The following is a 25,928-nucleotide window of genomic DNA, read 5'->3' as shown; positions in this document are numbered from 1 at the left end:
GCGCGTCCCAGGGCACAAGCTGAGAGACTAGCCCGTAGGTAGCCCCTCGATCCAGTTGGAGAGGAGCCGAATCCCCGCCTCCCCTGATTTCTCGGGGTGAAATTGTGTTGCAGACAGTGGGCCATTCTCAACCGCAGCAAGAAATGGCGTGCCGTAATCGCACCACGTCAACGCTGGGGAGGGAAAGGGCGGCATCGTTTCGAGGTGCCAAGACTGCGCGCCAAATGAGTGCACGAAGTAGAAACGCTCGTGCTCGATACCGCGAAAGAGACGCGAATTCGCATCAGCGCGCACGGTGTCCCAGCCCATGTGGGGCAAGATTGGCGCGTCGAGCTCAGTCACGGCTCCTGGCCACTGACCCATTCCTTCGGTGTCTTCGCCACGCTCAACGCCGCGACCAAAAAGCACCTGCATACCGACGCAAATCCCTAGAACCGGCCGACCGCCCGAAAGACGCCGGTCGATGAGTTCATCGCCACGACTCGCCCGCAAGGCGTCCATGACGGCCCGAAATGCGCCTACGCCGGGAACGACAAGACCGTCAGCATCGGCGACCAAACCACGATCGTTCGTGAGGCGTGCATCTGCGCCGGCAGCAATGAGCGCCTTCACGGCCGAGTGAACATTACCTGAGCCGTAGTCAAGAACCGCTACAACCGGTCTGTCGCTCACAGAGCACCCTTCGTACTGGGAATACCTTCAACCAAAGGATCGAGGGACTTCGCCTGGCGAAATGCGCGCGCGAACGCCTTATATTCCGCTTCAGCAATGTGGTGCGGGTCACGACCGCCAAGGACGCGGATGTGGACGGTGAGAGCCGCGTGAAAGCTGATTGCCTCGAAGCTGTGACGCACGAGTGCACCTGTGAAGTGGCCGCCGATGAGGTGGTGCTCGAACCCGACAGGCTCGCCGGAGTGAACCAGATAAGGGCGACCGCTGATATCGACGACAGCCTGAGCCAGGGCTTCATCAAGCGGAACCAAGGCATCTCCGTAGCGCGATATCCCAGCCTTGTCTCCAAGCGCCGCCCGGATAGCCTGGCCCAACACGATAGACACGTCTTCAACCGTGTGGTGCGCATCGATGTGAGTGTCCCCGGACGCACGCACCGTGAGATCGGTCAACGAGTGCTTCGCAAAAGCGGTCAGCATGTGATCGAAAAAGGGCACGCTGGTATCGATCGAGCTACGACCAGTACCGTCGAGATCTAGATCGAGCTCAACGTGAGATTCACTGGTTTCGCGGCGCACAGAGGCAGTTCTGGAGCCGACAAGGCTGGAGGACGTCATGAGCCCGAGTGTACCGAGGCGAGCGCATCAAGGAACGCGGTGGTCTCTTCGTCAGTTCCCGCTGACACGCGCAAGTGGCCGGCGAGCCCCACATCGCGAATAAGCACACCGCGGTCGTAGAGACCCCGCCACGTCGCAGTCGTGTCTTCGACGCCGCCGAACAAAACGAAATTCGTCCAAGATGGGTGCGCCTCATAGCCGAGCGCTTCAACGGTTGCGGAAATTCGGTCACGCTGAGACACGATCTCATCGACCATCTGGAGCATCACGGGGGCATGCCGAAGAGCCGCAGTCGCGGCGGCCTGCGTGAGGCTGCTCAGGTGATATGGAAGCCGAACTAACCGCAGCGCATCTATCACCGCGGGGTCCGCGGCGAGATAACCCACTCGTGCGCCCGCGAAGGCGAACGCCTTGCTCATTGTGCGTGAGACAACGAGACGCTCTCGGCCCGGCAAGAGCGTTAACGCTGAGCGTTCTTCACGTGGCGCGAACTCTTGATACGCCTCGTCGACGACCACGATGCCAGGAGCAACCTCGTACACGGCTTCGATGACATCGAGCGACATCGGAGTTCCCGTCGGATTGTTGGGAGAGCACAAAAACACGACGTCTGGAGACGCTTCGAGCACTTGAGCTACTGCACTTTCGACCGAAAGAGAAAAATCCGCATCCCGACGACCCGCGATCCATGACGAGCCAACCGCACGAGCTAACAACGGATACATGGAGTAAGTGGGCGTGAAACTCATCGCGGCGCGTCCTGGACCAGCGAAAGCCTGCAGGACCTGCTGCAGCACCTCGTTTGAGCCGTTCGCTGCCCAAATTTGATTTGGTGTCAGGCCGTGACCGAGATACTCCGCGAAGCTCTCTCGAAGCGAAGTGAATTCTCTGTCGGGGTAACGATTGACGTCGCGTAACGCTAGAGCGATCGAATCAAGGATGTCGTCAGCAACTTCCTCCGGCACCGGGTGGGTGTTCTCGTTGACGTTAAGCGTCACAGGGAGAGGCGCCTGAGGCGCACCGTAGGGGGTCATCCCGCGCAGATCATCGCGGAGGGGCAGGTCTTCTAGACGAACGCTCACCCGCTCTATGGTACTTCCGCGATCGGTGTTGACATCAAGGCTGTCCAATGCGCGCAGCCGCGTTACGGGGCTGCGGAATACTCAGCGGGGATCGCCAGTGTCTGGCCCGCTGCTACGACAGCTCCATCGAGGGAGTTGAAGCGAATAAGCGCATCGACGACATCGCGTGGGTCGGCCGTCGGCGCGATCTCTTCAGCGATCGCCCAGAGGGTGTCACCCGTCGCGACAGTGAGCGTCTCAAACGTGCCGGCAGCCGCACCCGCGTCGCGGGAAGCCAGTGCCGCTCCCCCGCTGAGGAATGTGAGAACAAGCGCGATGGCAATCGGGGCCGCCGCGACTATCAGGAGAACCCGACGACCCCGTGTCGTCATACGCAGGCGCGTCGAACTGTGGCGCGTGGCTGGCGCCGTGGACAAGAAAGGTGTTGCGCTGATCGTGGTCATTCTGACTCCCATCTGGCGAGGAAGTTTCGTACCGAGCGCTCGGCCAGGAGCGCTCGGTACGAACTTCTCTTCCGAAGCTATCTTCGATTCATAAAACAGTCAAGTACTTACAAATTCGGAACCCAATCGAACGCGACACGCGGCAAGTTGTGCGTAGTCGCGCTCGAATGCGGATAACGTTTCGATACACGGAGACCATCACCAACCTCCGACATTCGAAGAACGCTGCCGGATGGCCGCGAGACGGGAGCATCATCATGAGCGACACATCCGCCGGCGCACAGCGTCCGCAGACCCGTCGACGCAAGAGCCTCAGCGACAAGCAGGTCGCGATTCTCGAGGTCATTCAGCGGTCGATCAGCGCACATGGATATCCGCCGAGCATGCGTGAGATTGGCGACGCTGTCGGCCTTAAGTCGCTCTCAAGCGTCACTCATCAGCTCAACCAGCTAGAGCTCAGCGGTTACCTTCGTCGCGATGCCGGAAAGACTCGCGCGATGGAGGTCCTCATCGACCTTCCCGGCGTCTCTGGTGAAAACCCTGCCGACTCTGCACCGCCCGTCGGCGATGCAGCACTCGTCCCTCTTGTCGGGCGCATCGCGGCGGGTGTGCCTATTACGGCCGAGCAGCAGGTCGACGAGATTTTCCCTCTCCCGCGTCAGCTCGTTGGCAAGGGCGATCTGTTCATGTTGAAGGTCTCCGGAGAATCGATGATCGATGCCGCAATTTGTGACGGCGACTGGGTGGTCATTCGTTCTCAGCCGACGGCCAACAACGGCGACATTGTCGCGGCAATGCTGGATGGCGAAGCGACAGTAAAGGCCTTCCGCCAGCGAGACGGCCACACCTGGCTTCTGCCCCGTAACAGCGCATTCGAACCGATTCTTGGCGACGAGGCTGTTGTACTCGGAAAAGTTGTCGCAATACTGCGCGCTGTGTGACTCAGAGTTCAGAGGTCGCTAGTCTGGGCGTCAACCAGGAGAAGGTTGGGCACATGGCCGCTGAAATCGATGAGCTCAGGGCTCAGATTGCGCTACTGCAAGCCGAAAACGAGACACTTCGCGGCGGCAAAACGCCTTCGGGTGATCAGGTCCCGGTGACGGCGCGACGCCGCCAGGGGTGGTGGCGTGGACTTATTTCCGCAATCTGCATCACGATGGCAGCCATCGTGATACCGGTGTCTGTGGTGGGCAGCTGGGCGCGCGTCCAGTTGGTGGATGAAGACAGCTTTGTCTCGACTTTCGCCCCACTCATCGACGATCCGGGCGTGCAGGCAGTGATCGTTGATCAAGCGACCGCTGCAATCGATGACGCTGTCGACATCAGCGGATTGACGAACGACCTGTTCGATGGGCTCACGAGCCTTGACCTTCCGCCGAGCGCGAGCAGCGCTATCGATCTTCTCCGCGCGCCAGCGGCCGCCGGCGTGCAGAACCTCATCGAGTCATCCATTTCACGAATCGTCAGTTCGGATGCTTTTTCTTCCGTGTGGCGAACAGCTCTTGAAGCCAGCCACAGATCGCTGGTCGCCGTCGCAACCAACGACGGATCAGGCACGGTGTCGATTGACGACAAAGGCCAGATCGGCATCCAACTCGGACCTATCATCGATGATCTGAAGGCCCAGCTGATAGAGAACGGCTTCAGCTTCGCCTCAGCAATCCCGACGATCAATTCGACGATCGTTATCGCACAATCAGATGCTCTCCTTGCTCTCAGCGCGATATACAACCTCGCAGCGACGATCGGCTATTGGTTGCCCTTCGCTGCGATGACTCTCCTGGCGGTAGGCATCGCAGTAGCGCGCCGCCGCACTACAGCGCTTCTGGGTGCCGGTATCGGTATAGCTCTTGGAGCCGGCACACTCGCTGCCGCATTGACCGGCGCAAACGCCATAATCGGGCTAAACGCGGGAGCGGTCGGGATTCCCGCAGCAACTCTCGAGTCTGTCTATTTCATGATTGTCGGTGGGATGCGGGACACAGCCTTGGCATTGGTTTTCCTCGGCATCGTGGTTGCTCTTTCCGCCTGGCTGAGCGGAAGGTGGAGTCCTGCCATCCGCACTCGGGCACTGGGCGCGTCACTAAGCGGCAGCGCTCGTCGGGGGCTTCAGCGGCGTGGCCTCAACACCGGCGCATTCGGAGGCTGGCTCGACCAACAGCGAGTCCTAGTGCGAATTCTCCTCATCGGCCTCACCGTGTTGACACTGTTCTTCCTGCGCCCGCTGACATTCGGTGACATTCTCCTCACGTCAGTCGTCGGGCTATCGGCATGGCTGATCGTGACCCTCCTAAGCCGCCAGCCGTCCGACTTCGAAGAGATCTCGATGGCTGAGACATCACCGGTGGAGAGTTAATTGACTGAAACGCTCCCCTACGGCACATGGCCTTCTCCGCTCAGCGCGGCTGATGCCGCAGCCTCATCATCTCGTTTTGACGGTGCACGCTTCGTCGGCAACGAGATCTGGTGGGGCCAAGGTCTGCCAGACGAGGGCGGACGGACGACAGTTCGACGCAGACGCGCCGATGACACGGTGGAAGAACTCCTGCCCGCGCCCTGGAACGCGCGTTCTCGCGTTCACGAATACGGTGGCGCCGCGTGGACGGCGACGTCGGACGGAACTCTTCTCTTCAGCGAGCGCTCCGACGACCGAGTGTGGGCGGTGAAGCCTGGAGACACACCTGTGCCACTGACTCCAATTGAAGAAGGAACCCGATTCGGAGGTCTCCGCTTCGAGGCAGGCGTTCTGCTCGCCGTGCGCGAACGGCACAGCGATGCGATCGATATCCCTGCGCGCGACATTGTCGCCATCCCCCTCGACGGCACGGCCGCTCGTGAGGCAAGCGAACTACAGGTGCTCGCGTCGGGCTGTGATTTTGCAGCTCAACCCTCGCTATCTCCGGATGGCACGCAACTCGCCTGGATCGGCTGGGACCATCCCGATATGCCGTGGGACCAGACCACACTCCGTCTGACAACGCTGGCGGGCGCTGACAAGGGCACTACGATCGTCGCTGCAGGAGGCAACGGTTCAGCACCCCTCCAGCCAGTGTGGAGTGCCGCTGACGAAGTCATATTCTGCGACGATCCGACAGGGCGCTGGAATCTCTGGAGATACCGGCTAGGCCAGGAACCAGAGCCGCTCGCCTCGGCGGACGCTGACACCGGCGGCGGGCTCTGGGTGCTCGGCGCCCGTTGGTTCACGATGCTTGATAACGAACGCATAGTGTCGCTCCGAACGAACGGTGCAGACGAAGTATTCGTGATCGATCAGAAGACGTCGACAGAGCGCGCGCTAGAACTGCCGTTGTCGTCGCAGCTCAATATCGAAGACGGTCAGGGGTCACAGGTTCTGATCACTGGTTCAGGTGCGCAAGTTGCGTCGGGGGTGTGGCTCGTAGATGTTGATGCTGGCACATGCATCGCTGTCGCGGGTGGCGCCGCAGGAGTCGCCGAAGAATGGATGCCAGAGCCGCGAGCCGTGTCTTTCGCAAGCGCGCGTGGGCTCGTTCACGCGTTCGACTACCCGCCCCACAATCCCGATGTGTCGCCACCGAACGGCGAACTACCCCCGTACGTAGTCTTCGTTCACGGCGGACCCACGAGTCATGTCGGTGGTGCCGTCTCGTCGAAGATCATGTACTTCACATCACGCGGCATCGGAGTGCTCGACGTCAACTACGGCGGTTCAACCGGTTACGGGCGTGCGTACCGCGAACGGCTGCGTGGCCAGTGGGGTGTTGTCGATGTTCAAGACGTGGCCGCCGCCGCATCCGGTCTGGCCGATAGCGGCCGCGCTGATCCACGCCGGCTCGCTATCGAGGGCGGCTCAGCTGGAGGGTGGACAGTGCTTTCAGCGCTGGCTCGAACGGATGTCTTCACTGCGGGTATTTCGCGCTACGGCGTCGGTGACGCGCGCACCCTTGCGACAGACACGCACGACTTCGAGGCCCGATACCTTGATGGCCTGATCGGCCCGCTGCCCGGAGCTGATGAGCTGTACAGAGAGCGCTCGCCGCTATCTCACGTCGACGGTTTTACGGCGCCCATGCTCATCCTGCAAGGAACAGATGATGCCGTCGTACCGCCGTCTCAAGCCGAAGCGATCCGCGACGCGCTTCGAGCCCGCGGCATCCCTCTCGCTTACGTGCTTTACGAAGGCGAAGGGCACGGTTTTCGACGTCAAGAAACGATCGTTGACTCGCTGGAGAAAGAAGTAGCGTTTCTGGGCAGTGTCTTCGGTTTCACACCCACCGGCGTGCCGCCGATCGAACTTTCCTAGGGCTGGAGCGCAAAGGCAGAAAGGTCTGCCGCGAGCCGCGCAGAAACATGCGCGTGCAAGAGCGTGCCCTCGTTGTGGTGCTCCTCGGTGATAATCAAGCCAGTTTCGTGCACCGCAGAAACAAGCTCGCCACGGTCGTACGGAACCAGCGCGTGTACTTCAACGGCAGGCAGCGGCAGCGCTTCTTCAATCGCGGCACGGAGCGTATCAATGCCCTCGCCTGTCCGCGAAGAAACGAAGTATGCATCTGCAGCAAGACCACGCAGTATCAGTCGCTCGTCGTCATCGAGAAGGTCTGCCTTGTTGAACACAACCAGCTCGTTCGTTGAGCGCGCCCCCACATCGCCGAGCACGTCGCGCACCGTCGCGAGCTGCGCACCAGGGTCGGGGTGAGAACCGTCAACGACGTGCACGATCACATCCGCATCGCCCACCTCTTCGAGCGTCGAGCGAAACGCTTCGACCAGTTGATGCGGCAGATTTCGCACAAAACCCACGGTGTCGGTCAGCGTATAGATACGACCATCGGATGCCTCAGCACGCCGCACAGTGGCATCCAGTGTGGCGAACAACGCATTTTCTACGAGCACGCCAGCGCTTGTGAGGCGATTGAGGAGGCTCGATTTTCCGGCGTTGGTGTACCCGGCGATCGCAACAGACGGGATCGTGTTGCGCTTGCGCTCGGCGCGTTTCGCATCGCGACCCGGTCCGAAGTCGCGAATCTGGCGGCGCAAAAGTGCCATACGGGTACGGATGCGGCGACGGTCGAGTTCGATCTTTGTCTCACCGGGGCCACGGGATCCCATTCCGGCACCGCCGGCACCCACCTGGCCACCCGCTTGACGGCTCATGGAGTCACCCCAACCACGTAGGCGGGGCAGCAGGTACTCGAGCTGCGCAAGTTCGACCTGCGCCTTACCCTCGCGGCTCTTCGCATGCTGGCTGAAGATGTCGAGGATCACAGTCGTGCGATCGATGACCTTGACCTTCACAACATCCTCGAGCGCGCGGCGCTGGCTCGGTGCGAGTTCGGTATCGGCGATCACGGTGTCAGCGCCGACGGCGGCGACAACGCCGCGAAGCTCTTCGGCCTTACCCCGACCGACGTATGTTGCTGGATCGGGGTGGGGGCGACGCTGCAGCAGACCGTCGAGCACAACAGCTCCCGCAGTTTCGGCGAGTGCCGCGAGTTCACGAAGCGAGTTTTCGGCATCCTGCTGTTGACCCTGTGGGTGAACGCCGACAAGAACGACATTCTCTAGACGCAACTGCCGGTATTCAACCTCAGTAACGTCTTGCAGCTCGGTAGAGAGCCCCGGGACCCGACGAAGCGCAGCGCGCTCTTCGCGATCCCACTGGTCGCCGTCAGAGTCGCCGTAGTTGGCCGTACCGGCCGCTTGGAGCGCTTGCGCGCTCCCGAAGGTGTGCAAACCAGCGCGCCCCTCTGAACGGGCGAGAACGCGGTCTACCGCATCGATGCGCTCGTTCTCAGAGCCTGTGACGTCAGACGTCTGCGTCATTGTGTCCTTTCACCAGTAGCCGACAGCGCGGATGTCTCTGCGTATTTCGGCCTTCTTCAACTTTAGCTTCCCGCAATGGCGGTGTCCTCCGATACGATCTCAGAATGTCGAGCGACCACTATTTCAGCGCGTCGCCTGCCAGTCCCGAGAAACTTCGCACTCTCAAAGTCACCCTCGCCGGACGCGACGTCGAACTCACCACCGCTGGTGGCATCTTCAGTCCCGACCGGCTAGACACCGGGACGGCGGTGCTGTTCGCGCACACCCCGCCTGCACCATCAGGCGGTAACCTTCTCGACCTCGGCTGCGGCTGGGGTCCGATCGCACTCTCACTTGCGATTGAGTCACCTCACGCCACGGTGTGGGCTGTCGACGTCAATGAGCGTGCACTTGATCTCGTCCGAAGGAATGCTGAGGCCCTCGGCCTCTCTAACGTCAACGCCGTAAAGCCCGGCGATGTTCCCGAGGATGTGTCATTTCGCAGCATCCGTTCAAACCCTCCGATTCGAGTGGGAAAGAACGAACTTCATAGCCTGCTCGAGCGCTGGATTCCACGACTCGACGAGAAGTCAGACGCCTGGCTCGTTGTGCAGCGAAATCTCGGCTCAGACTCACTCCAGCGCTGGATCGCAGCAAGCTTTCACGAGGGCTTCAGTGTTCACCGGGCGGCGACAGGCAAAGGCTACCGAGTGCTCAAAATACGCAGGCACGGTTCGCCTCCGACCGAGCCGATTTCTCTTCTCTGAGTCGTCAGGCGAGAGTGATCTGGCCCGAGTACACCAAGGTCGCCGGGCCAGCGAGATGAACGTGTCCATCGGCCATGCGGACCGCGAGCGTGCCGCCCGGAACGTCAACGCGCCAGCTATCGGGAGCGGCCGGACCCGCCCAGTGGTGAACAGCGAGTGCGCTCGCCGCGACTCCGGTTCCGCAGCTGAGCGTCTCGCCAACGCCTCTCTCGAACACGCGCATTCGCAGGGACCCAACACCGTGCTGAACAAGCGGGTCAGCAGGCACAACAAACTCGACATTCGCGCCCGCCGATGGATCCGGATCAAGGATCGGTCGGTACGTCAGGTCGAGTCCATCGAGGTCGCTGTCAGCGGGAAGCGCCACGACGACGTGCGGATTTCCCACGTCGATGCCAAGACCTGGACGAGCGACGTCTAGACCCTTGGCGCGCACGCGGTACTCTGCGTCCTCGACTACCCAGCGCCCCAAATCCACTTCGAAGCCGCGCTCGTGGCGCCGCAGAATTTTCACTCCATCGCGTGTCGCAATCGGCGTCTCGTCAATCTCGGCGAAGCCATGATCCGCGAGATAGCGAGCAAAAACTCGGATGCCGTTTCCGCACATCTCGGCGGCCGAACCGTCCGCATTGCGATAGTCCATGAACCACTCGGCAGCAGACGCGTACGCTGCGCCCTCAGCAATCGCTGAGGTGCGCACGACCCGCAAGAGACCATCGGCGCCGATACCGAAATGTCGATCACACAGCGCTGCCACCTGCGCGTCAGACAGAGCGAGTGAGCCGTCGGGGTCGGCCACGATCACGAAATCGTTTCCGGTGCCGTGGCCTTTCGTAAACGCGATGGTGTGTGGCATCCATCAATTCTAGGCCGCTCCTTCGAGAGCCACGTGGCGGCCTCTCGCATTCAGCGCGCGTATCAGTCGGCGATTAGCCGCTTGCCGGTAGACCATACGTCGAATGCCTCGTACCCGAGGGCACCATAAAAACCACGGGCTCCTGCGTTCTCTGGCCGCACCATCAGTTGCACCTTTGGGCATCCCATCGCAAGTAACCGTTCTTCCGCCTCAGTGACCAGCGCCCGGCCGATACCAGAGCCACGATACTGACGAGAACTTGCGAGGTAGTACAGCCAACCTCGATGTCCGTCGTAACCCGCCATAACTGTGCCGACGACTTTTCCTTCGCGCTCTGCGACGAGGAAGAGCTCAGGCTGCACGGCGAGCTTTCGCTCGATGTCCTTGCGTGGGTCATTCCATGGCCGAGTTAATTCGGCCTCTTCCCACAGAGCAATGACAGGTTCGAGGTCGCCAGGGGCAAAAGCGCGAATCTCGACGGTCACTGTTGATTCACCAGCTCTGCAGCATCAAAGTCGGGGGTGACCCATTGCACACCCGAGAGACGCTTGAACCACGACACCTGGCGCCGCGCGTACCGCCGCGTGAGCGCCTGCGTCTCAGCTATTGCGTCGGCCTCTGACTTTTCGCCACGCAACTGTGCCAATGCCTGCGCGTACCCAATAGCCCTGCCTGCGGTTACGCCGTCTTCTAGCCCGACGTCGCGCAACTTCGACGCCTCCGCCACTAATCCATCGCGCCACATAGCCGCGACTCGTTCATCCAACCGCTCGACCAGCTCAGCGCGAGGCACGGAAACACCCACGAGGGTCGTCTCCGGATGCCAAAGCGCGGGTTCTTCCGGCAATGCCGCCCCGTGCGTCCGCTCCCCCAGCTCAATGACTTCCAGAGCCCGCACAACGCGTCGCCCGTTGCGGGGATCCACTCGGTCTGCAGTCACGGGGTCGAGGTCGCGAAGCCGATCAAAAAGCACCCCGGGGCCCCTCGCGAGAAGCTCTGCTTCAAGTCGAGCGCGGATGCCTTCGTCCCGCGGCGGAAAGCGAAAATCGTAGACAACGCTCGAGACATAGAGCCCCGACCCACCGACAAAAACAGCGTCAGCACCGCGGGAATGGATCTCAGCGATCGTGGCTCGTGCGGTGTCTTGAAACCAGGCGACTGCGGCTTCCTGCGTGACGTCGAGAACGTCAAAGAGGTGATGCGGGATGCCTCGGCGCTCTGCATCCGAGATCTTTGCGGTGCCGATATCCATTCCGCGATAGAGCTGCATGGCGTCAGCGTTGACGATCTCGGATGGTCGGCCGTGCTCTTGGAGCGCATCTGCAAGGTCGAGAGACAGACGCGTCTTACCGGTACCAGTTGCACCAACGACTACCCAAAGCCGTGGCGACGGAGGAAGGCTCACACGCCAATTCGAAGCGTGGGGAGCCCTAGCGAAACCGCGCCCGATCCACCCGACTGCCCGGGGCTCGCAGGAACCGCACACGAATCGGCCTGGTTTCGGTCCCACGCATCGCCGGCGCGCGTGCGACGGATGCGCAAAGGAGCACCGTCGAGTGAATCAGCCAGCAGATGGAAGGGCGCCGCGTGAGTAATCTCTACAGACACCACATCGCCCGGACGAGGCTGGTCGGAGTGAGGAGGTAGTTCGAAGTGCACAAGGCGGTTATCTTCGGCTCGGCCCGTCAGACGGTGAGTCTCGGAATCCTTCTTGCCCTCGCTCTTCGAAACGAGAACCTCGACCGTTCGGCCTACCTGAAGCTGATTCTCTTCGAGGCAAATGCGATCTTGTAGCGCTGCCAACCTTTCGAAGCGCTGCTGAACAACATCTTTCGGCACCTGGTCCGGCATCGTTGCGGCCGGTGTGCCCTCACGAATCGAGTACTGGAAGGTGAAGGCGCTCGCAAAGCGTGACTGCTCCACCACGCGCATCGTCTCTTCGAAGTCTTCCTCTGTCTCGCCAGGGAAGCCAACGATAATGTCCGTGGTAATCGCAGCGTTAGGAATGCGGTCACGCACACGGTCAAGGATGCCGAGGAACTTCGAACTTCGGTAAGAGCGCCGCATCTCTTTCAAAATCCGGTCGCTCCCCGATTGCAGGGGCATGTGAAGCGACGGCATCACAGCAGGAGTCTCAGCCATCGCGTCGATAACGTCATCGGTGAAAGCTGCCGGGTGGGGGCTTGTAAATCGAATTCGCTCTAGGCCTTCGATCTCGCCCGCCGCTCGTAAGAGCTTTCCAAACGCGGAACGGTCGCCGAACTCGACGCCATACGAGTTCACATTTTGGCCGAGGAGCGTGACCTCTACAGCGCCATCTTCAACGAGCAGACGGATCTCATTGAGGATATCGCCGGGTCGACGGTCTTTCTCTTTACCTCGCAAGCTCGGAACGATGCAGAAAGTACAGGTGTTATTGCATCCGACCGAGATGGACACCCATCCGCTCGACACTGAATCACGCTTCGTCGGCAACGTCGATGGGAAAACTTCGAGAGATTCCAGGATCTCGAGCTCCGCTTCGCCGTTGTGGCGCGCGCGCTCAAGCAGAGTCGGCAGTGAACCCATGTTGTGGGTACCGAAGACGACATCAACCCACGGGGCCTTATCGAGCACTGTGTCTTTGTCCATTTGGGCGAGGCACCCACCCACAGCTATCTGCATGCCCTCGTGCTTGTCTTTGCGAGATTTGAGGTAGCCCAGTGTGCCGTAGAGCTTTCCTGCTGCGTTGTCACGGACAGCGCACGTGTTAATGATCACGACATCCGGATCATTCCCAGCATCCGCCTTCACATACCCAGCGCTCTCGAGCGAGCCTGAGAGGCGCTCAGAGTCGTGCACGTTCATCTGACAGCCGAAGGTACGCACTTCGTACGTGCGCTTACGCCCGCTGGCATCGTGGGCAGCAACAGAGGGCGAAATCAGCGTGGGAGCGGACGAGGGGAAAGTCATGATGTACCTCATTCTACGAGCCGAATGCGGCTATGGCACGCGAGTGCACCCTGCGCGCTACTCGAGCTCATCCAGTGCTTGACGAGCTGCACTAAGAGCGACGTTACCTGGAAACCCGCGTCTGCCGAGCTGCCCAGCCAATCGGCGAAGCGCTGCCTGCCGTTCAACTGAACGCAGCGAGCGTGCCTTCGAGCGGGCGAAATCTAGGGCCCGATCGTCGTCGTCGTCGGGAAGGGCGGCCAGCGCTGCATCGGAGACGTCGCGAGATATCCCGCGTTGCATCATGGTTTGTGCAATTGCGCGACGCCCCTGGCCCTTCCTCTCCGTGCCGGAATAAATCAGCTGCTCAGCGAGAGCGGCATCATCGAGATATCCACGCTCAAGAAACGAATCAATCAACTCTTGCTGCGCATCAGCATCCGAGATATGTGCGCCAATTACCGCACGCGCCTCCCGGATCGAGAGCGAACGAGCACGCAGTTTTCGGAGGAGAGCACTCTCTGCCGTAGCGCTCGTTGCTTCGGGCGCAGGGTCATTTGGGTGGCGGTCACTTGAGCTGCGGTTGCTTTGACCACGAGACTTGCTCAGAGCCCCAGAGACGTTTCGTTGAGCTGGGCGTTCTCGCGACTCATGTGACTTCGCAACAGACGCGTCGGAGCTACGATCACGAAACAAGGGTGTGACGGGGGCAAGCGATTCCTGCTCGCCCCCGTCTTCGACAAAGTGAACCACTATGCCGGACGACGAGCCGCAAGCTCGTCTGCCGCAGCATCTTCGGCCTTGGCTTGACCGATACCGAGCTTCGCTTTGATCTTGGATTCGATCTCATTGGCCATATCGGGGTTCTTCAGCAGGAAGTTTCGCGCGTTTTCCTTGCCCTGTCCGAGCTGCTCACCTTCGTAGGTGTACCAAGCCCCGGACTTCTTCACGATGGCGTGCTCAACGCCGAAGTCGATCAGGCTGCCCTCTCGAGAGATACCAACGCCATAGAGAATGTCGAACTCGGCCTGCTTGAACGGCGGCGCCATCTTGTTCTTTACAACCTTGACGCGCGTCCGGTTACCCACTGCCTCGGTGCCATCTTTCAAAGTCTCAATTCGACGAATATCGAGTCGCACCGATGCGTAGAACTTCAGAGCTTTACCGCCGGCTGTCGTTTCGGGAGAGCCGAAGAAGACACCGATCTTCTCTCGCAGCTGGTTGATGAAGATCATGGTCGTGTTCGTTGTGTTGAGACCACCAGTGAGCTTACGAAGCGCCTGAGACATCAAACGCGCTTGGAGACCGACGTGCGAATCTCCCATCTCGCCCTCGATCTCAGCCTTGGGTACGAGAGCGGCAACGGAGTCAATAACGACGAGGTCTACAGCTCCGGAGCGGACGAGCATGTCCGATATTTCCAGTGCTTGCTCGCCGGTGTCTGGCTGAGAAACGAGCAGCTGGTCGATGTCGACGCCGAGCTTCTGCGCGTAGTCGGGGTCGAGGGCATGCTCAGCATCAACGAACGCTGCAATGCCACCGGCACGCTGCACATTCGCGATGGCGTGGAGCGTAAGTGTCGTTTTACCCGACGACTCCGGCCCGTAAATCTCGATAATGCGTCCGCGCGGCAATCCTCCGACGCCGAGAGCGACGTCCAGGGCGATGGAGCCCGTCGGGATGACCTCGACCGGCGCGCGATCGTCGCTACCCAGTCGCATAACCGAGCCTTTTCCAAACTGACGGTCAATCTGGGCGAGGGCCGACTCAAGGGCCTTCTCGCGGTCTGCGGGTGATGGCATAACGTGCTCCTTTTGCTCGCTTCTGTGTCGCCTGTAGGCTGTCGCGCTCCCCCTCGGATGAGTGGGACGCTGCGACAAGGCGTGTGATGCGCGATGACGTCGTTCACGTTACGAGGAGCCTCCGACATTGCGTCGAACGGCCTTCAAAACGTGAACGACATCTTTCGGACATCACCTGTGCAGGAGACTATGCCGATATCGAACAGATATTCGACGACACGCCGAATATCGAGCATCCAGACTCGTTAGCGGCGACGAGGTTCTTGCCTGCCAGCACCGTAGCGCCGGTTGAGGGGTACGTCAGTTTCAGCACACAGCGCGAGCCAGACTTCACGCGGTGGCACACCGGCTCCAAGCGCCTGTGCTGCCGTCCGGCCACCGGCTGAAGACAGAACGAGATCTGCCGTCAGCACTGGGGCTTGTGCGCCGAACTCTTCAGAAACGGCGCGATCGAATTCGCTGCGACGCATCGAGCGTCAGTGGAGGGAAAGTTCGGACTCGGCAAGCTCGGCGTCAAGCGCCACCAAGTCGTCCGGAACAACATCCGGGAACGTGGGCATGCCCTCGAGAACAGAGAGCCGGTCGCTCACCTCACGCATGATTATCGAGATAGGAACCTCGAGTGCTTCAGCGACGGACGCCAAAATTTCGCTCGATGCTTCTTTCTGACCACGCTCTACTTCGCTGAGATAACCGAGAGCGACGCTTGCGCGTCCGGCGACCTGACGGAGAGTGCGTCCCTTTTGCTGGCGGAAGTCACGTAGGACTTCACCAATTTCGTGACGAACTAAAATCATCTCGGGCCCCCTCCTCACTGCTAGTTCCGTTGTTCTTACGGGTGCATAAGGCTATAACACCGCGTGATGCCAATCTAATCCCGACGGTGGTCTAAAGGGCCGCAATCGAACAATGTAACGCCTGTGAAATACATGAGTTTGTCTCCGGAGCGCGTTCAAGTGCCCCTAAAGCGCAGATAGAGCGAGCTTCAACGACCGACGAACGGTTTCCGCGCGGATGGCCTCACGGTCACCTTCGAGCACGAGAGACTCGACCCTCGTGCCGAGTGGCGTCGATACTGCAATGTGCACGGTCCCCACGGGTTGGCCATCAGGAGATTGCGGACCGGCTATCCCGGTTGTTGCTATTCCGACGTCAACGCGGGTGCCGCCCTCGGCCAACGCATCTCGAACCTTCTCGGCCATCTGACGCGCAACTTTCGACTCGACCGCACCGTGGAGCGCCAACTGTGTCGCATCGACGCCAAGCAGCGACTGTTTAACGTCTGTTGCGTACGCGACGATGCCCCCACGTACATGAGCAGATGCGCCAGGTACAGCAACGAGAGATGCAACGACGAGTCCCCCAGTGAGAGACTCGGCCGTCGCAACAGTCCACTTCAGCTCAGCGAGCCGAGCGAGAAGGCGTTCTGCATCGCTCATGCGCTTCTTACGCCGGACAACAGTGGTCTCAACATCGAAGTCATCAACCCCAATGATGGGCGGTCGCTCATCTGACATCACTATTTCTTACCAGTCGCACGCTGAGTGCGCGCCCCGCGCACTTCAGACACGATGTAGTCGAGCCCACTCGCGATTGTGAGTGCGACCGCGATCCACATCGTGACGATGTTGACCCAGTTGGCCCAGTCTCCGATGAGTGCAGCAAACGGAGCGAGGGCCAGGGTGAGCGCGACGGATTGCGCAACCGTTTTCAGCTTGCCCATCCACGCAGCCGCCAGGACGTGGTTATTGACAACGATGAAACGGTAGACCGTGATCCCGATTTCGCGCACGAGGACGACGATCGTGACCCACCAGGGCAGTTCACCCAATATCGAGAGTCCGATGAACGCGACTCCGGTGAGAACCTTGTCAGCGATCGGGTCAAGAAGCTTGCCGAGGTCGGTAACGATGTTGTACTTGCGGGCGATGTAGCCGTCGATACCGTCAGTCGCGATCGCAACGACGAACAGCGCTGCTGCCCACCAGCGAAGCGCACCATCGCTTCCGTTGTCGACAAGAAGCATCCAGAGAAAGACGGGCGCACAGAGGATACGCGCGATCGTGATGGCATTCGGCAGTTGCCGTGGAACCGCCATCAGTCGCGCCCCGTCAGCTGCCATGCATCTTCGGTTCCTTCGTCATCCTCGGCGACAGGAATCCCCGCGAACTGCTGATCTACTGGATCTGCTGTGCCAGCGGCACCAGCCTCATCACCGCGAAGTCGTGCCAGCACCCCGGGCAGCTGCTCTGACGTCACCAAGACATCTCGAGCTTTCGATCCCTCGGAAGGACCCACGATCTCACGTGATTCGAGGAGGTCCATGAGGCGCCCGGCTTTGGCGAATCCCACACGGAGCTTCCGCTGCAGCATCGAGGTTGAACCGAACTGTGACGTCACAATCAGCTCAGCCGCAGCCAACAGCAGGTCGAGGTCGTCGCCGATGTCAGCATCGACTTCCTTCTTTGCCGCCACAGCAGCAACGTCAGAGCGATACTCCGGACGTGCCTGCGCTGTGACGTATTTGACCACGGAGTCGATTTCTTCTTCCGTCACCCACGCGCCCTGGACGCGTATCGACTTAGCCGTACCCATCGGCAAGAAGAGGGCGTCGCCCTGCCCGATCAGACGGTCAGCACCCGGCTGATCGAGGATGACGCGAGAATCTGTGACGCTTGTGACGGCGAACGCCAATCGAGAGGGCACGTTGGCCTTAATCAAGCCAGTGACGACATCGACGCTTGGTCGCTGAGTTGCCAACACAAGGTGGATTCCGCTCGCACGCGCGAGCTGGGTAATACGGACAATGGAGTCCTCGACGTCACGCGGAGCAACCATCATCAAGTCTGCGAGCTCATCAACGACAACCAGCAGATACGGATACGGCTTCAAGACTCGTTCGCTGCCGGGCGGAACTTCTAGCGTGCCCGCGACCACTGCCTTGTTGAAATCATCGATGTGGCGGAATCCGAAGGACGCGAGATCGTCGTAACGCATGTCCATCTCTTTCACGACCCACTGCAGCGCCTCGGCTGCCTTTTTAGGGTTAGTGATGATGGGCGTGATCAGGTGCGGAACGCCGGCGTAGTTGGTGAGCTCGACGCGCTTCGGGTCGATCAGAACCATTCGCACGTCTGACGGCTTTGCGCGCATGAGCAGGCTCGTGATCATGGAGTTCACGAAGCTTGACTTTCCCGAACCCGTGGAGCCTGCGACGAGCAAGTGGGGCATCTTCGCAAGGTTGGCGATGACAAAGCCCCCACCGACGTCTTTACCGACGCCGATTGTCATGGGGTGTGTTTGCTGCGCGGCAGCGGGCGACCGAAGCACATCGCCGAGAGTTACCGTCTCGCGGTCAGTGTTGGGGATTTCGACACCGATTGCGCTCTTGCCCGGGATGGGAGCGAGGATGCGGACTTCGTTCGAGGCAACCGCGTAGGCGATGTTGTTCGTCAGCGCGGTGATGCGCTCAACTTTGACACCGGGACCCAGCTCGATCTCGTACTGCGTCACTGTTGGTCCACGTGAAAAACCAGTCACACGTGCGTCGATATTGAACTGCTCGAAAACGCCGCGGATGGCTTGCACGACGCGGTCGTTGGCTTCAGAGCGCGCCTTGGGCGGTGTACCCGAAGACAGCGTCGCGACGGACGGCAGTCGGTACGCGGCGGCTGGTGGCGTGCGGTCTCCAGAGCCGCCGAAGCTCGAAACGCTTGTGTCGTCGACGCCGTCGACTTCGGCGGCGTCGCCGTCATCGTGAATGGCGGTGCCGCCGCCGGCTGCAGCACGCTGCGCCTCAGCGCGTACCGAAGGAGTGATGACTTCAGTTACGGCGTCCGGAAGCGGTGGGACCGGCGGAGCGCTGACGATGGCTTGGTCAAATCCACTGGGCGCAGATTCGCCTGAGAAAAGAAGTTCAGTGAGGTCATCAGAGCCAAGCTCGTTTTCGGGGTCCTTCTCGCGACCAGTCTTGTTCCGACGCCACCAAGGCAGATCACCTGCCGCATCCGAGTCGGCCTCGACCGCAGCACTAGCTTCAGCGGGGGCAGACTTCTCTGGCCGCTCAGCGTCAAACATCCATGCGTAGAGGTCACCCAAGCGGGTGCCAATGCGATTAGGGGGCGTCTTCGTCAGAATGAGAACGCTCAGAATGGCGAAGAGCCCGAGGACAATTCCGGCCCCGATGTTTGTCAAAAAGAGTGCGAGAGGTTCTCCGATCATCCAGCCGAAGAGGCCGCCAGCTGCACTCAGCGCAGGCAGTCCCTCGCTGGGAGCGGGCCGGCCACCAAAGACGTGGCAAAAGCCCGCCACGGTCAAGATGAACAGCACGAAGCCAATTCCGATGCGCCCGTTGTCATGCACAGAGGAGGGATGCCGGAAGAGCCAACCTGCAAGCAGCAGAAGCAACACTGGGAGTACAAACGAGACCCGACCTACCAGCCCGCCCACGCTGTAAGCGCTGATCAAGCTCGATGCGGGAGTTCCGATAAGAAACCACTCGATGACGGCACCAGCGATCGCCAACAGCACGATGAAGAAGGGCAGCCCATCACGGCGCTGCTCTTTTTCCAGATTTTCGGGGCCAAACGCGCGGAACAGTCCGCCGGTGGCGTGCGCGAGTGCAAGCCACATGCGGGCAATCACGGGCGGCTTTTCGGCATCTCCGACGTAGCGTTTGGGAGCGGGTTCGGGCTTACGGGAACGTGACGCAGACCCCTTCGCGGCGGCGCGACCGCGCGTTGTTGAGCTGGAACTCTTGGGCATGCATCCCACGGTACGACCGACCACCGACGTCGAGCGGTAGCGACGCGGGGTCCGCCGCGGTCGGCTGCGCACTCGAAATGCGAAACGGCCCGAGATACGCAATGCATATCCGGGCCGTTTCGCACTTCAAAAGGTTTACGCCTCGATAACGAGCGGCACAATCATGGGACGTCGACGAAGACGTTGGTTGACCCAGCGACCGATCGTTCGCCGCACAACCTGCGAGAGGGCGTGAGTATCGCGGACACCCGACTCTGCGGCCTCAGCCAGCGCGGCAGCGATCTTTGGCTTCACACTGTCGAAGACAGCATCCGCTTCCGCAAAGCCGCGGGCGTGAATTTCGGGACCTGTGACGATCTTTCCTGTTGCCGCATCGACGACGACGATGACGGAAATGAAGCCCTCTTCTCCCAAAATGCGGCGGTCTTTGAGGTCAGCATCCGTGATTTCGCCCACGGTGGAACCATCGACGTACACGAAACCGATGTCGAGCTGACCTGTGACCCGCGCAACACCATCTTTCAAGTCGACGACAGTACCGTTTTCGCCAAGAATCGTGCGTTCCGCAGGAACACCACTTTCCTGCGCAAGTTTCGCGTTTGCCACCAGGTGTCGATATTCCCCGTGAATCGGCAAGACGTTTCGCGGGGTGAGGATGTTGTAGCAATAAAGCAGTTCGCCAGCGGCAGCGTGGCCCGACACATGCACCTTCGCGTTGCCCTTGTGTACGACGGTGGCACCGAGCTTGGTGAGCCCGTCAATCACGCGGTAAACGGCGTTCTCGTTGCCGGGGATAAGGCTCGAGGCAAGGATGACAGTGTCGCCCTCACCTGGCTCAATTGCGTGATCAAGGTTCGCCATACGAGACAGAACCGCCATCGGCTCACCCTGCGAGCCCGTCGACATGTAGACGATTTGGTCGTCGGGAAGCTCTTTGGCCTTCTTGTAGTCGATCAGCACGCCGTCAGGCACATGCAAGTAGCCGAGGTCTTCGGCGATCGTCATGTTGCGCACCATACTGCGACCGAGGAACGCGAGCCTCCGCCCGTGAGCGGCGGCGGCATCCAGAACCTGCTGAACGCGGTGAATGTGACTCGAAAAGCTCGCCACGATGACGCGGCGCGGAGCCTTACCGATCACCTGGTCGAGAACCGGGCCGATCGAGCGCTCAAGCGGCGTGAATCCGGGAACGTCCGCGTTGGTCGAGTCCACCATGAAAAGATCGACGCCTTCTTCGCCCAAACGCGCGAAGGCACGAAGATCAGTCAGGCGACCATCAAGCGGCAGCTGATCCATCTTGAAGTCACCAGTTGCAAGGACGAGTCCGGCAGGTGTGCGAATAGCGACCGCGAGAGCGTCCGGGATCGAGTGGTTCACAGCTATGAACTCGAGATCGAACGGGCCGAGCTGTTCACGCTGACCTTCAGCGACCGTCATCGTGTAGGGCTTGATGCGGTGCTCTTTGAGCTTGGCCTCAACGAGCGCAAGAGTCAGCCCTGATCCCAAGAGGGGCAGGTCACCCTTGCGCTTGAGGAGGTACGGCACGGCGCCGATGTGGTCTTCGTGACCGTGGGTGAGAACGACCCCGACGATGTCATCGAGACGATCCTTGATCGGCTCGAAATCGGGAAGGATCAGGTCCACACCCGGCTGGTTCTCCTCCGGGAACAAGACACCGCAGTCCACAATGAGCAGCTTGCCGTCATATTCGAAGGCCGTCATGTTGCGGCCGATTTCGCCAAGTCCGCCCAGCGGGATGACCCGTAGGGTTCCGGATTCGAGGGCGGGCGGGTCGTAAACGTTCGTGGGCATCCGGTGCCTTTCCGGGAGGCCTGAGATCAGGCATCCGTCATTTTTATACGCGCGAGGTGTCGTGCGTCATCGTGTTGTGCCGTGCACCTTAGGCAGGGCACCGCCAGCGGCCGCATTGCGGTCGGGACGGAAGTTTGAGAAATCCGCACCGGGCACGTCGCGTACGAGTGCGAGCTCGTCCTCGATGAGGGCGGCCTCCCACTCTTCGGGACCGACCAGGGGCAGCCGAACACGCGGACTCGAGATACGTCCGAGTCCGTGCAGAATGTATTTCGCCGATACCGTGCCCGGCACGTGCGTCATGACGGCACGAACGAGGGGTTCGAGTTGCTTGTGCGCGATAGTGGCCGCGGCAAGATCGCCACGATTCACAGCATCGATGATCGTGCGGTAGGGCTGCGCGGCAACATTCGCTGTCACCCCGATCAGACCCGCGGCACCAATCGAAAGGTGCGGCAGCACGTTGGCGTCGTCGCCCGAGAAGTACATGAGATCAGTCTGATTCAGCACACGGCTGACTTCACTGAAGTCGCCCTTGGCATCTTTGACCGCAAGGATGTTCGGGTGATTGGCGAGGCGCAGGATGGTCTCGTACTTGATGGGGACACCCGTGCGGCCCGGGATGTCATACAGAATCACCGGCAGATCAGTCGCGTCCGCGACAAGCCGAAAGTGGGTCAAGATGCCCGCTTGGGTCGGCTTGTTGTAGTAGGGCGTGACGATCATGATTCCGTCAGCGCCCGCACGCTCGCTCGCTTTGTATAGCTCGATAGCGTGCGCGGTTTCATTCGAACCGCCGCCGGTGATGATCTTCGCGCGACCAGCCGAGACGTTCTTGCCAACTTCAACGAGTCGAATCTTTTCAGGGTCGGTGAGGGTCGATGTCTCCCCCGTCGTACCCGTGACGACGATGCCATCGGCACCCGCCGAAATCACGTGATCGATGTGCTTCTCGACCGCAGGCCAGTCGACTTCACCGTCGGCTGTCATCGGAGTGATCAGCGCGACAAGGACCTGACCGAAGGGATTGGCCGAGTGCGTCATGCCTCCAGGGTATCGGTTCCAGCCACCAGACCAGGCACCGACGTAGATAGGGTGACATCCATGGCGTGGCATACCCAGAGCACCCGTACCGTCTATGAGAACCATTGGATTCGCGTGCGAGAGGACGAAGTCGTTGGCCCGCACGGAACCGGCATTTACGGCGTGGTTGAGATGCAGCATCCTGCGGTTTTTGTCGTTGCCGTCGACGAACGACAGCGAATCTGTCTTCTCACTCTCGATCGATATCCCACGAATGAGCGTTCCAGCGAGGTGCCGGCCGGCGGATCCGACGGCGAATCGCCGCTCATCGCGGCAAAGCGCGAGTTGCTCGAAGAAACCGGCTACGAGGCTGCCGACTGGACGTGGCTCGGTCAAATGAATGCCCTCAATGGGATTGCTAACGCCCCCGAGCATGTTTTCCTTGCCCGGGCACTCACAACAGCAACGGATGCCACGACAAGCCAGCATGAGGAGGGGATCGACCTGGTCGAGTGGATTCCGTTCCCCGAGGTGCTGGAACGTATCGCCGATGGCAGCATCACCGATGGTGAGACCATCGGTGCTCTGATGTACGCAGGCATCCACCTCGGTCGTTTCCGCTAGCGCCCTCAGCTCCTCTCGTCCCCTCTCGTCCACTCTTCTCTTCTCTTCTCTTCTCTTCTCTTCTCTTCCCCCTCGTCCCCTCTCTCCCCCTCTCTTCTCGTCCCCTCTCTCCCCCTCTCTTCTCGTCCCCTCTCTCCCCCTCTCTTCTCGTCCCCTCTCGTCTCCTCTCTCCTTTTTCTCCTTCTCCATCCGCCGAAACGCTGCTTTTGCTGCCGACTCGCCGGTTGCGGATGCTGCCGCCCGGTGTGTCGTGCGCGCTCACCAGCGTTTCGGCGACCGTGCGGCGGCGGTCGCTGCAGGGCGGGTGGGGTCGCTGCAGCTCAGAGCGACGATCGGACGCGGAGTCCGAGCGGGCTCTCATGCAAACCGAGGCTGAGAGCAGAGATGATCGCGGCCTCGGCCGCCGGCCAATCGTGAAGAATCATCGCGGTGTCGAAACGGAGCGTGACGAAGCCAAGCGCTAACGCGGCAGCATCTCGGACACGGTCGCGGTGTCTTCCGGGGCCGTCGTGAGTGGAGCCGTCGGCCTCGACTATGAGGCGATCACCGACGATCAGATCCACGACTCCTACTCCAGTCAACCGAACCTGACTCAGACACTCGATTCCCAGAAGGTGCAGCCGGTAACGCACAAGCGTCTCCAAACCGCTGTCGGCATCGGCGCGTGAAAAATCGATCAACGGACGAACCGCAGCAGGCACGCGGCGTCGCAGTTCAATTAGTTGCGCCGGAGAGATCAGGCCACGGCGTCTCGCAGACTCAAGAGCGCAGAGAAAGGACTCTGATCCACAACAACTCGCGAGCTGCACTAGGCACTGCAGCACGCTCACGGTCGTGAGGGTGAAGCGTCCGACTGGGTGGTCGCGATGGCATACACAATCGCAGTCGGGTGGCCTTGTCGTCTGCCTATCTGGATGCGCCCACGTGTGGGGCTTCTCCGGATTGTCTGCCTCCAGCATCCACAGGTCGAAGTGGTGGGCAGCGCTTACGCAAGCCAAAACCGCGCGGTGTGACAACGCGTGCACGAGGGACGGTGAAGTTTCGGGCATGGCGTAGATTCCGCGCCGCGGGCGAATGAGTACGCCTTCGCGCACGGCCTCTTCGAAGAAGAAACGCGGGATGCCGGCGCTTCGGAGGGTGCGCGTGCGCGCGACACCTCCAGCACGGAGACACGCCTCGACAGAGTGGTTGAGCATCCCTTGACACTTCACGCAGAGCCGAACGCACTGTGTGATTCACCCGGATCTGGGGATCACTTCCCCCACGCTCCACGTGTGGACGAGAGGTGACTTCGCCCATGCATGAGCCAAAACGCTGGTGTCCGACCCAGACACGCCGACAGTCTGGTGAGGCTGCGGCGCGCCGCACGCGGGAAGCAGCGTTTCGGCGAATTGCGCGTCGAGAGAATAGACCGAAAGGACAACGTCCGGGTCCGGTCGGGACGGCGAGATCAGGGAGAAACTCGGCCGTTCGCGTTGAACGCGGCGTGCGTCATTGGCATGAGTTCAGCCCACACTGTTTCCATCTTCTCCGCGCACATTTCGATTTCACGCTGGGGGAACGACGGAAAATGGGTTCCTTCTACCTTGGTGCGAAGGGAAAGGAAGTTCATCAGCGCGCGAGCATTCATGGTGACGTACATCGACGAGTAAATGTTGAGCGGCAGCACAATGCGAGCGACCTCGCGCGCAACACCCGCGTCAAGCATCTTTTGGTAAGACTCGAACGCACGAGCGGATGCCTCGCGTGTTTCTGCGTCTACGAGCTCGCTCTGTTCGGGCGAACCGGGCAAAAAGTCATACGCGCCGGGCTTACCCACCTGAACGAGATTCCGATCGTTGGCAGGAACATAAAATACCGGACGCAACTCGCGGTAGCGGCCCGATTCTTCGTTGTAAGACGCCGTGCGGTGCCGCATGAATTCACGGAAGACAAAAATCGGCGCCTGCACATAGAAAGTCATCGAGTTGTGTTCGAAGGGCGAGCCGTGACGGTCGCGCATCAGGTAATTAATAAGTCCACGATCGCGACCGGATGCTTCGGTCCCGGCAGCAGCGGACTCAAGTGTCTGCTCGCCCTGCGTCGAGACGCGTGCGGCGAACAGCACGTCAGCGTCGGCAGCACTGGAGCGTATGAGTTCGACACTCATGTCGCTGCGGAACTCGATGGTTGGGGCGTCGGTCTCAGTCTGGGAAGTGGCATCCGTCACAGGAGCCACTTTAGTGCGCGCTTGCCATCGGTTGGGGATCAGTGGTGCGCGCGCCTCCTTCTGAGGGCTAGCGTTGACTGTTGTGGATCTGCTCGCCGTACTCGTCGTCATCTCAGCACTGCTGGTGGCAACTTTGAGCGCTGGCGCAGTCATTCTTTTGCGTGGCAGGTTACAAGGCTCACTGTCTTTTGCAAACGTCGTTGATCCATCGCGACTCGGTGCAGGGCCGCTCGGTACATCAGCGACGCTTCTGCAGTTCAGCACCCTGAGTTGCGGCAGATGCCCTGGCATGCACCGCACTCTCTCGGCGTTAGCGAACGACTCCTCCGGCGTGAACCACCTCGATATTGATGTGACCGAGCGCCCTGACATCGCCCAGCATTTTCACGTCGTGCAAACACCGACCACGCTGATCCTCGACAGCAACGGCATGATTCGCACCAGGTTCGGTGGCGTGCCCAGTCGCGATGTTGTCGCTTTGGAGCTCTCGCAACTTACTGAGAAGTAATCCGCCTCACACGCCCTACCCCGGTCGTAGGCTTTGG

26 protein-coding genes are annotated in these 25,928 nt (G+C 60.6%); 6 read left to right on the top strand and 20 right to left on the bottom strand.

The window, feature by feature from the left end:
* Nucleotides 1–27: 27 nt before the first annotated feature.
* From hisH to FHS06_RS07605, 4 genes are all read right to left on the bottom strand, one after another.
* Nucleotides 28–672 (bottom strand): imidazole glycerol phosphate synthase subunit HisH, encoded by a 645-nt coding sequence (hisH, locus tag FHS06_RS07620; protein ID WP_167047575.1) that lies wholly within the window; start codon nucleotides 670–672, stop codon nucleotides 28–30.
* The gene (gene hisB / locus FHS06_RS07615) at nucleotides 669–1,289 is read right to left on the bottom strand and encodes an imidazoleglycerol-phosphate dehydratase HisB (protein ID WP_167047572.1); all 621 of its coding nucleotides are present in this window, start codon (nucleotides 1,287–1,289) and stop codon (nucleotides 669–671) included. The genes hisH and hisB overlap by 4 nt, the downstream gene beginning before the upstream one ends.
* Nucleotides 1,286–2,371, bottom strand: a complete 1,086-nt coding sequence (locus FHS06_RS07610) for a histidinol-phosphate transaminase (protein WP_167047569.1) — start codon at nucleotides 2,369–2,371, stop codon at nucleotides 1,286–1,288. Before FHS06_RS07610 ends, hisB begins: the two co-directional genes overlap by 4 nt.
* 62 nt (nucleotides 2,372–2,433) lie before the next feature.
* Entirely contained in the window at nucleotides 2,434–2,814 is a 381-nt protein-coding gene (locus FHS06_RS07605) for a LysM peptidoglycan-binding domain-containing protein (RefSeq protein WP_167047566.1), read from the bottom strand.
* A 257-nt stretch (nucleotides 2,815–3,071) separates the two neighbouring features.
* Here FHS06_RS07605 and lexA point away from each other — a divergent pair, with 257 nt between their 5' ends.
* Genes lexA through FHS06_RS07590 form a run of 3 tightly spaced genes read left to right on the top strand, consistent with a single transcriptional unit; the run spans nucleotide 3,072 to nucleotide 7,096 of the window.
* Nucleotides 3,072–3,755, top strand: a complete 684-nt coding sequence (gene lexA / locus FHS06_RS07600) for a transcriptional repressor LexA (protein WP_167047563.1) — start codon at nucleotides 3,072–3,074, stop codon at nucleotides 3,753–3,755.
* A 53-nt stretch (nucleotides 3,756–3,808) separates the two neighbouring features.
* Nucleotides 3,809–5,170: a hypothetical protein gene (locus tag FHS06_RS07595; protein ID WP_167047560.1), complete on the top strand. Its 1,362-nt coding sequence runs from the start codon at nucleotides 3,809–3,811 to the stop codon at nucleotides 5,168–5,170.
* Nucleotides 5,171–7,096, top strand: a complete 1,926-nt coding sequence (locus FHS06_RS07590; RefSeq protein WP_167047557.1) for a S9 family peptidase — start codon at nucleotides 5,171–5,173, stop codon at nucleotides 7,094–7,096.
* Here the strand turns inward: FHS06_RS07590 and hflX are convergent.
* Nucleotides 7,093–8,616 carry a GTPase HflX gene (gene hflX, locus FHS06_RS07585; RefSeq protein WP_167047554.1) on the bottom strand — a complete coding sequence of 508 codons (1,524 nt, stop codon included), beginning with the start codon at nucleotides 8,614–8,616 and terminating at the stop codon, nucleotides 7,093–7,095. The two genes, FHS06_RS07590 and hflX, sit on opposite strands and share 4 nt — an antisense overlap.
* Before the next feature lie 104 nt (nucleotides 8,617–8,720).
* On the opposite strand from hflX, the gene FHS06_RS07580 reads away from it, so the two are divergent.
* Nucleotides 8,721–9,362 carry a class I SAM-dependent methyltransferase gene (locus FHS06_RS07580; protein ID WP_167047551.1) on the top strand — a complete coding sequence of 214 codons (642 nt, stop codon included), beginning with the start codon at nucleotides 8,721–8,723 and terminating at the stop codon, nucleotides 9,360–9,362.
* A 4-nt stretch (nucleotides 9,363–9,366) separates the two neighbouring features.
* On the opposite strand, the gene dapF is transcribed toward FHS06_RS07580, so the two are convergent.
* The 13 genes from dapF to dapA all read right to left on the bottom strand — a co-directional run bounded on the left by dapF (nucleotide 9,367) and on the right by dapA (nucleotide 22,571).
* Complete coding sequence (gene dapF / locus FHS06_RS07575) at nucleotides 9,367–10,218, bottom strand: diaminopimelate epimerase (protein ID WP_167047548.1); 852 nt, start codon at nucleotides 10,216–10,218, stop codon at nucleotides 9,367–9,369.
* 62 nt (nucleotides 10,219–10,280) lie between these two features.
* A complete protein-coding gene (locus FHS06_RS07570; RefSeq protein WP_167047545.1) occupies nucleotides 10,281–10,703 on the bottom strand; it encodes a GNAT family acetyltransferase in 423 nt (140 codons plus the stop codon).
* On the bottom strand, nucleotides 10,700–11,623 hold the full coding sequence (gene miaA, locus FHS06_RS07565; RefSeq protein WP_167047542.1) for a tRNA (adenosine(37)-N6)-dimethylallyltransferase MiaA: 924 nt from the start codon (nucleotides 11,621–11,623) through the stop codon (nucleotides 10,700–10,702). The genes FHS06_RS07570 and miaA overlap by 4 nt, the downstream gene beginning before the upstream one ends.
* Entirely contained in the window at nucleotides 11,620–13,170 is a 1,551-nt protein-coding gene (miaB, locus tag FHS06_RS07560; protein ID WP_167047539.1) for a tRNA (N6-isopentenyl adenosine(37)-C2)-methylthiotransferase MiaB, read from the bottom strand. Before miaB ends, miaA begins: the two co-directional genes overlap by 4 nt.
* 57 nt (nucleotides 13,171–13,227) lie before the next feature.
* Nucleotides 13,228–13,902, bottom strand: coding sequence for a regulatory protein RecX (locus FHS06_RS07555; RefSeq protein WP_167047536.1), 675 nt, complete (start codon nucleotides 13,900–13,902; stop codon nucleotides 13,228–13,230).
* On the bottom strand, nucleotides 13,902–14,951 hold the full coding sequence (recA, locus tag FHS06_RS07550) for a recombinase RecA (protein ID WP_167047533.1): 1,050 nt from the start codon (nucleotides 14,949–14,951) through the stop codon (nucleotides 13,902–13,904). Before recA ends, FHS06_RS07555 begins: the two co-directional genes overlap by 1 nt.
* A 245-nt stretch (nucleotides 14,952–15,196) precedes the next feature.
* Nucleotides 15,197–15,421 carry a DUF3046 domain-containing protein gene (locus FHS06_RS07545; RefSeq protein ID WP_167047529.1) on the bottom strand — a complete coding sequence of 75 codons (225 nt, stop codon included), beginning with the start codon at nucleotides 15,419–15,421 and terminating at the stop codon, nucleotides 15,197–15,199.
* A gap of 6 nt (nucleotides 15,422–15,427) precedes the next feature.
* Nucleotides 15,428–15,748 carry a helix-turn-helix domain-containing protein gene (locus FHS06_RS07540; RefSeq protein WP_167047526.1) on the bottom strand — a complete coding sequence of 107 codons (321 nt, stop codon included), beginning with the start codon at nucleotides 15,746–15,748 and terminating at the stop codon, nucleotides 15,428–15,430.
* Between the two features lie 165 nt (nucleotides 15,749–15,913).
* Nucleotides 15,914–16,468 carry a CinA family protein gene (locus tag FHS06_RS07535; RefSeq protein ID WP_375138705.1) on the bottom strand — a complete coding sequence of 185 codons (555 nt, stop codon included), beginning with the start codon at nucleotides 16,466–16,468 and terminating at the stop codon, nucleotides 15,914–15,916.
* Between the two features lie 2 nt (nucleotides 16,469–16,470).
* On the bottom strand, nucleotides 16,471–17,049 hold the full coding sequence (pgsA, locus tag FHS06_RS07530) for a CDP-diacylglycerol--glycerol-3-phosphate 3-phosphatidyltransferase (RefSeq protein WP_167048099.1): 579 nt from the start codon (nucleotides 17,047–17,049) through the stop codon (nucleotides 16,471–16,473).
* Complete coding sequence (locus FHS06_RS07525) at nucleotides 17,049–19,715, bottom strand: FtsK/SpoIIIE family DNA translocase (protein ID WP_167047523.1); 2,667 nt, start codon at nucleotides 19,713–19,715, stop codon at nucleotides 17,049–17,051. The genes pgsA and FHS06_RS07525 overlap by 1 nt, the downstream gene beginning before the upstream one ends.
* A 135-nt stretch (nucleotides 19,716–19,850) precedes the next feature.
* On the bottom strand, nucleotides 19,851–21,527 hold the full coding sequence (locus tag FHS06_RS07520) for a ribonuclease J (protein WP_167047520.1): 1,677 nt from the start codon (nucleotides 21,525–21,527) through the stop codon (nucleotides 19,851–19,853).
* Nucleotides 21,528–21,593: 66 nt separating this feature from the next.
* The gene (dapA, locus tag FHS06_RS07515) at nucleotides 21,594–22,571 is read right to left on the bottom strand and encodes a 4-hydroxy-tetrahydrodipicolinate synthase (RefSeq protein ID WP_167047517.1); all 978 of its coding nucleotides are present in this window, start codon (nucleotides 22,569–22,571) and stop codon (nucleotides 21,594–21,596) included.
* A 60-nt stretch (nucleotides 22,572–22,631) separates the two neighbouring features.
* On the opposite strand from dapA, the gene FHS06_RS07510 reads away from it, so the two are divergent.
* Nucleotides 22,632–23,174: an NUDIX domain-containing protein gene (locus FHS06_RS07510; protein WP_167047514.1), complete on the top strand. Its 543-nt coding sequence runs from the start codon at nucleotides 22,632–22,634 to the stop codon at nucleotides 23,172–23,174.
* Nucleotides 23,175–23,494: 320 nt separating this feature from the next.
* Here the strand turns inward: FHS06_RS07510 and FHS06_RS14175 are convergent, their stop codons facing one another.
* Together FHS06_RS14175 and thyX are read right to left on the bottom strand one after the other, a co-directional pair.
* Nucleotides 23,495–24,370 (bottom strand): DUF559 domain-containing protein, encoded by an 876-nt coding sequence (locus tag FHS06_RS14175; RefSeq protein ID WP_167047511.1) that lies wholly within the window; start codon nucleotides 24,368–24,370, stop codon nucleotides 23,495–23,497.
* Nucleotides 24,371–24,624: 254 nt separating this feature from the next.
* Nucleotides 24,625–25,323 carry an FAD-dependent thymidylate synthase gene (gene thyX / locus FHS06_RS07500; protein ID WP_220476517.1) on the bottom strand — a complete coding sequence of 233 codons (699 nt, stop codon included), beginning with the start codon at nucleotides 25,321–25,323 and terminating at the stop codon, nucleotides 24,625–24,627.
* 142 nt (nucleotides 25,324–25,465) lie between these two features.
* Between thyX and FHS06_RS07495 the strand changes: the two genes are divergently transcribed.
* Nucleotides 25,466–25,891, top strand: a complete 426-nt coding sequence (locus FHS06_RS07495; RefSeq protein WP_167047505.1) for a TlpA family protein disulfide reductase — start codon at nucleotides 25,466–25,468, stop codon at nucleotides 25,889–25,891.
* Nucleotides 25,892–25,928 lie beyond the last annotated feature (37 nt).

The sequence above is a fragment of the Microbacterium halimionae genome (genome assembly GCF_011761265.1).
Lineage (GTDB): Bacteria > Actinomycetota > Actinomycetes > Actinomycetales > Microbacteriaceae > Microbacterium > Microbacterium halimionae.
The sequence above is the reverse complement of the archived record's forward strand: the minus strand, read 5'-3'. Positions and strand labels throughout refer to the sequence as shown.

Coding starts and splice junctions, on each gene's coding strand:
- dapA (WP_167047517.1), bottom strand. CDS start 22,571: ATGACGCACTCGGCCAATCCCTTCGGTCAGGTCCTTGTCGCGCTGATC.
- FHS06_RS07525 (WP_167047523.1), bottom strand. CDS start 19,715: ATGCCCAAGAGTTCCAGCTCAACAACGCGCGGTCGCGCCGCCGCGAAG.
- FHS06_RS07520 (WP_167047520.1), bottom strand. CDS start 21,527: ATGCCCACGAACGTTTACGACCCGCCCGCCCTCGAATCCGGAACCCTA.
- pgsA (WP_167048099.1), bottom strand. CDS start 17,049: ATGGCGGTTCCACGGCAACTGCCGAATGCCATCACGATCGCGCGTATC.
- lexA (WP_167047563.1), top strand. CDS start 3,072: ATGAGCGACACATCCGCCGGCGCACAGCGTCCGCAGACCCGTCGACGC.
- hisB (WP_167047572.1), bottom strand. CDS start 1,289: ATGACGTCCTCCAGCCTTGTCGGCTCCAGAACTGCCTCTGTGCGCCGC.
- FHS06_RS07540 (WP_167047526.1), bottom strand. CDS start 15,748: ATGATTTTAGTTCGTCACGAAATTGGTGAAGTCCTACGTGACTTCCGC.
- recA (WP_167047533.1), bottom strand. CDS start 14,951: ATGCCATCACCCGCAGACCGCGAGAAGGCCCTTGAGTCGGCCCTCGCC.
- FHS06_RS07545 (WP_167047529.1), bottom strand. CDS start 15,421: ATGCGTCGCAGCGAATTCGATCGCGCCGTTTCTGAAGAGTTCGGCGCA.
- dapF (WP_167047548.1), bottom strand. CDS start 10,218: ATGCCACACACCATCGCGTTTACGAAAGGCCACGGCACCGGAAACGAT.
- miaB (WP_167047539.1), bottom strand. CDS start 13,170: ATGACTTTCCCCTCGTCCGCTCCCACGCTGATTTCGCCCTCTGTTGCT.
- FHS06_RS07595 (WP_167047560.1), top strand. CDS start 3,809: ATGGCCGCTGAAATCGATGAGCTCAGGGCTCAGATTGCGCTACTGCAA.
- FHS06_RS14175 (WP_167047511.1), bottom strand. CDS start 24,370: ATGCTCAACCACTCTGTCGAGGCGTGTCTCCGTGCTGGAGGTGTCGCG.
- FHS06_RS07605 (WP_167047566.1), bottom strand. CDS start 2,814: ATGACCACGATCAGCGCAACACCTTTCTTGTCCACGGCGCCAGCCACG.
- hflX (WP_167047554.1), bottom strand. CDS start 8,616: ATGACGCAGACGTCTGACGTCACAGGCTCTGAGAACGAGCGCATCGAT.
- FHS06_RS07580 (WP_167047551.1), top strand. CDS start 8,721: ATGTCGAGCGACCACTATTTCAGCGCGTCGCCTGCCAGTCCCGAGAAA.
- thyX (WP_220476517.1), bottom strand. CDS start 25,323: ATGAGTGTCGAACTCATACGCTCCAGTGCTGCCGACGCTGACGTGCTG.
- FHS06_RS07535 (WP_375138705.1), bottom strand. CDS start 16,468: ATGTCAGATGAGCGACCGCCCATCATTGGGGTTGATGACTTCGATGTT.
- FHS06_RS07510 (WP_167047514.1), top strand. CDS start 22,632: ATGGCGTGGCATACCCAGAGCACCCGTACCGTCTATGAGAACCATTGG.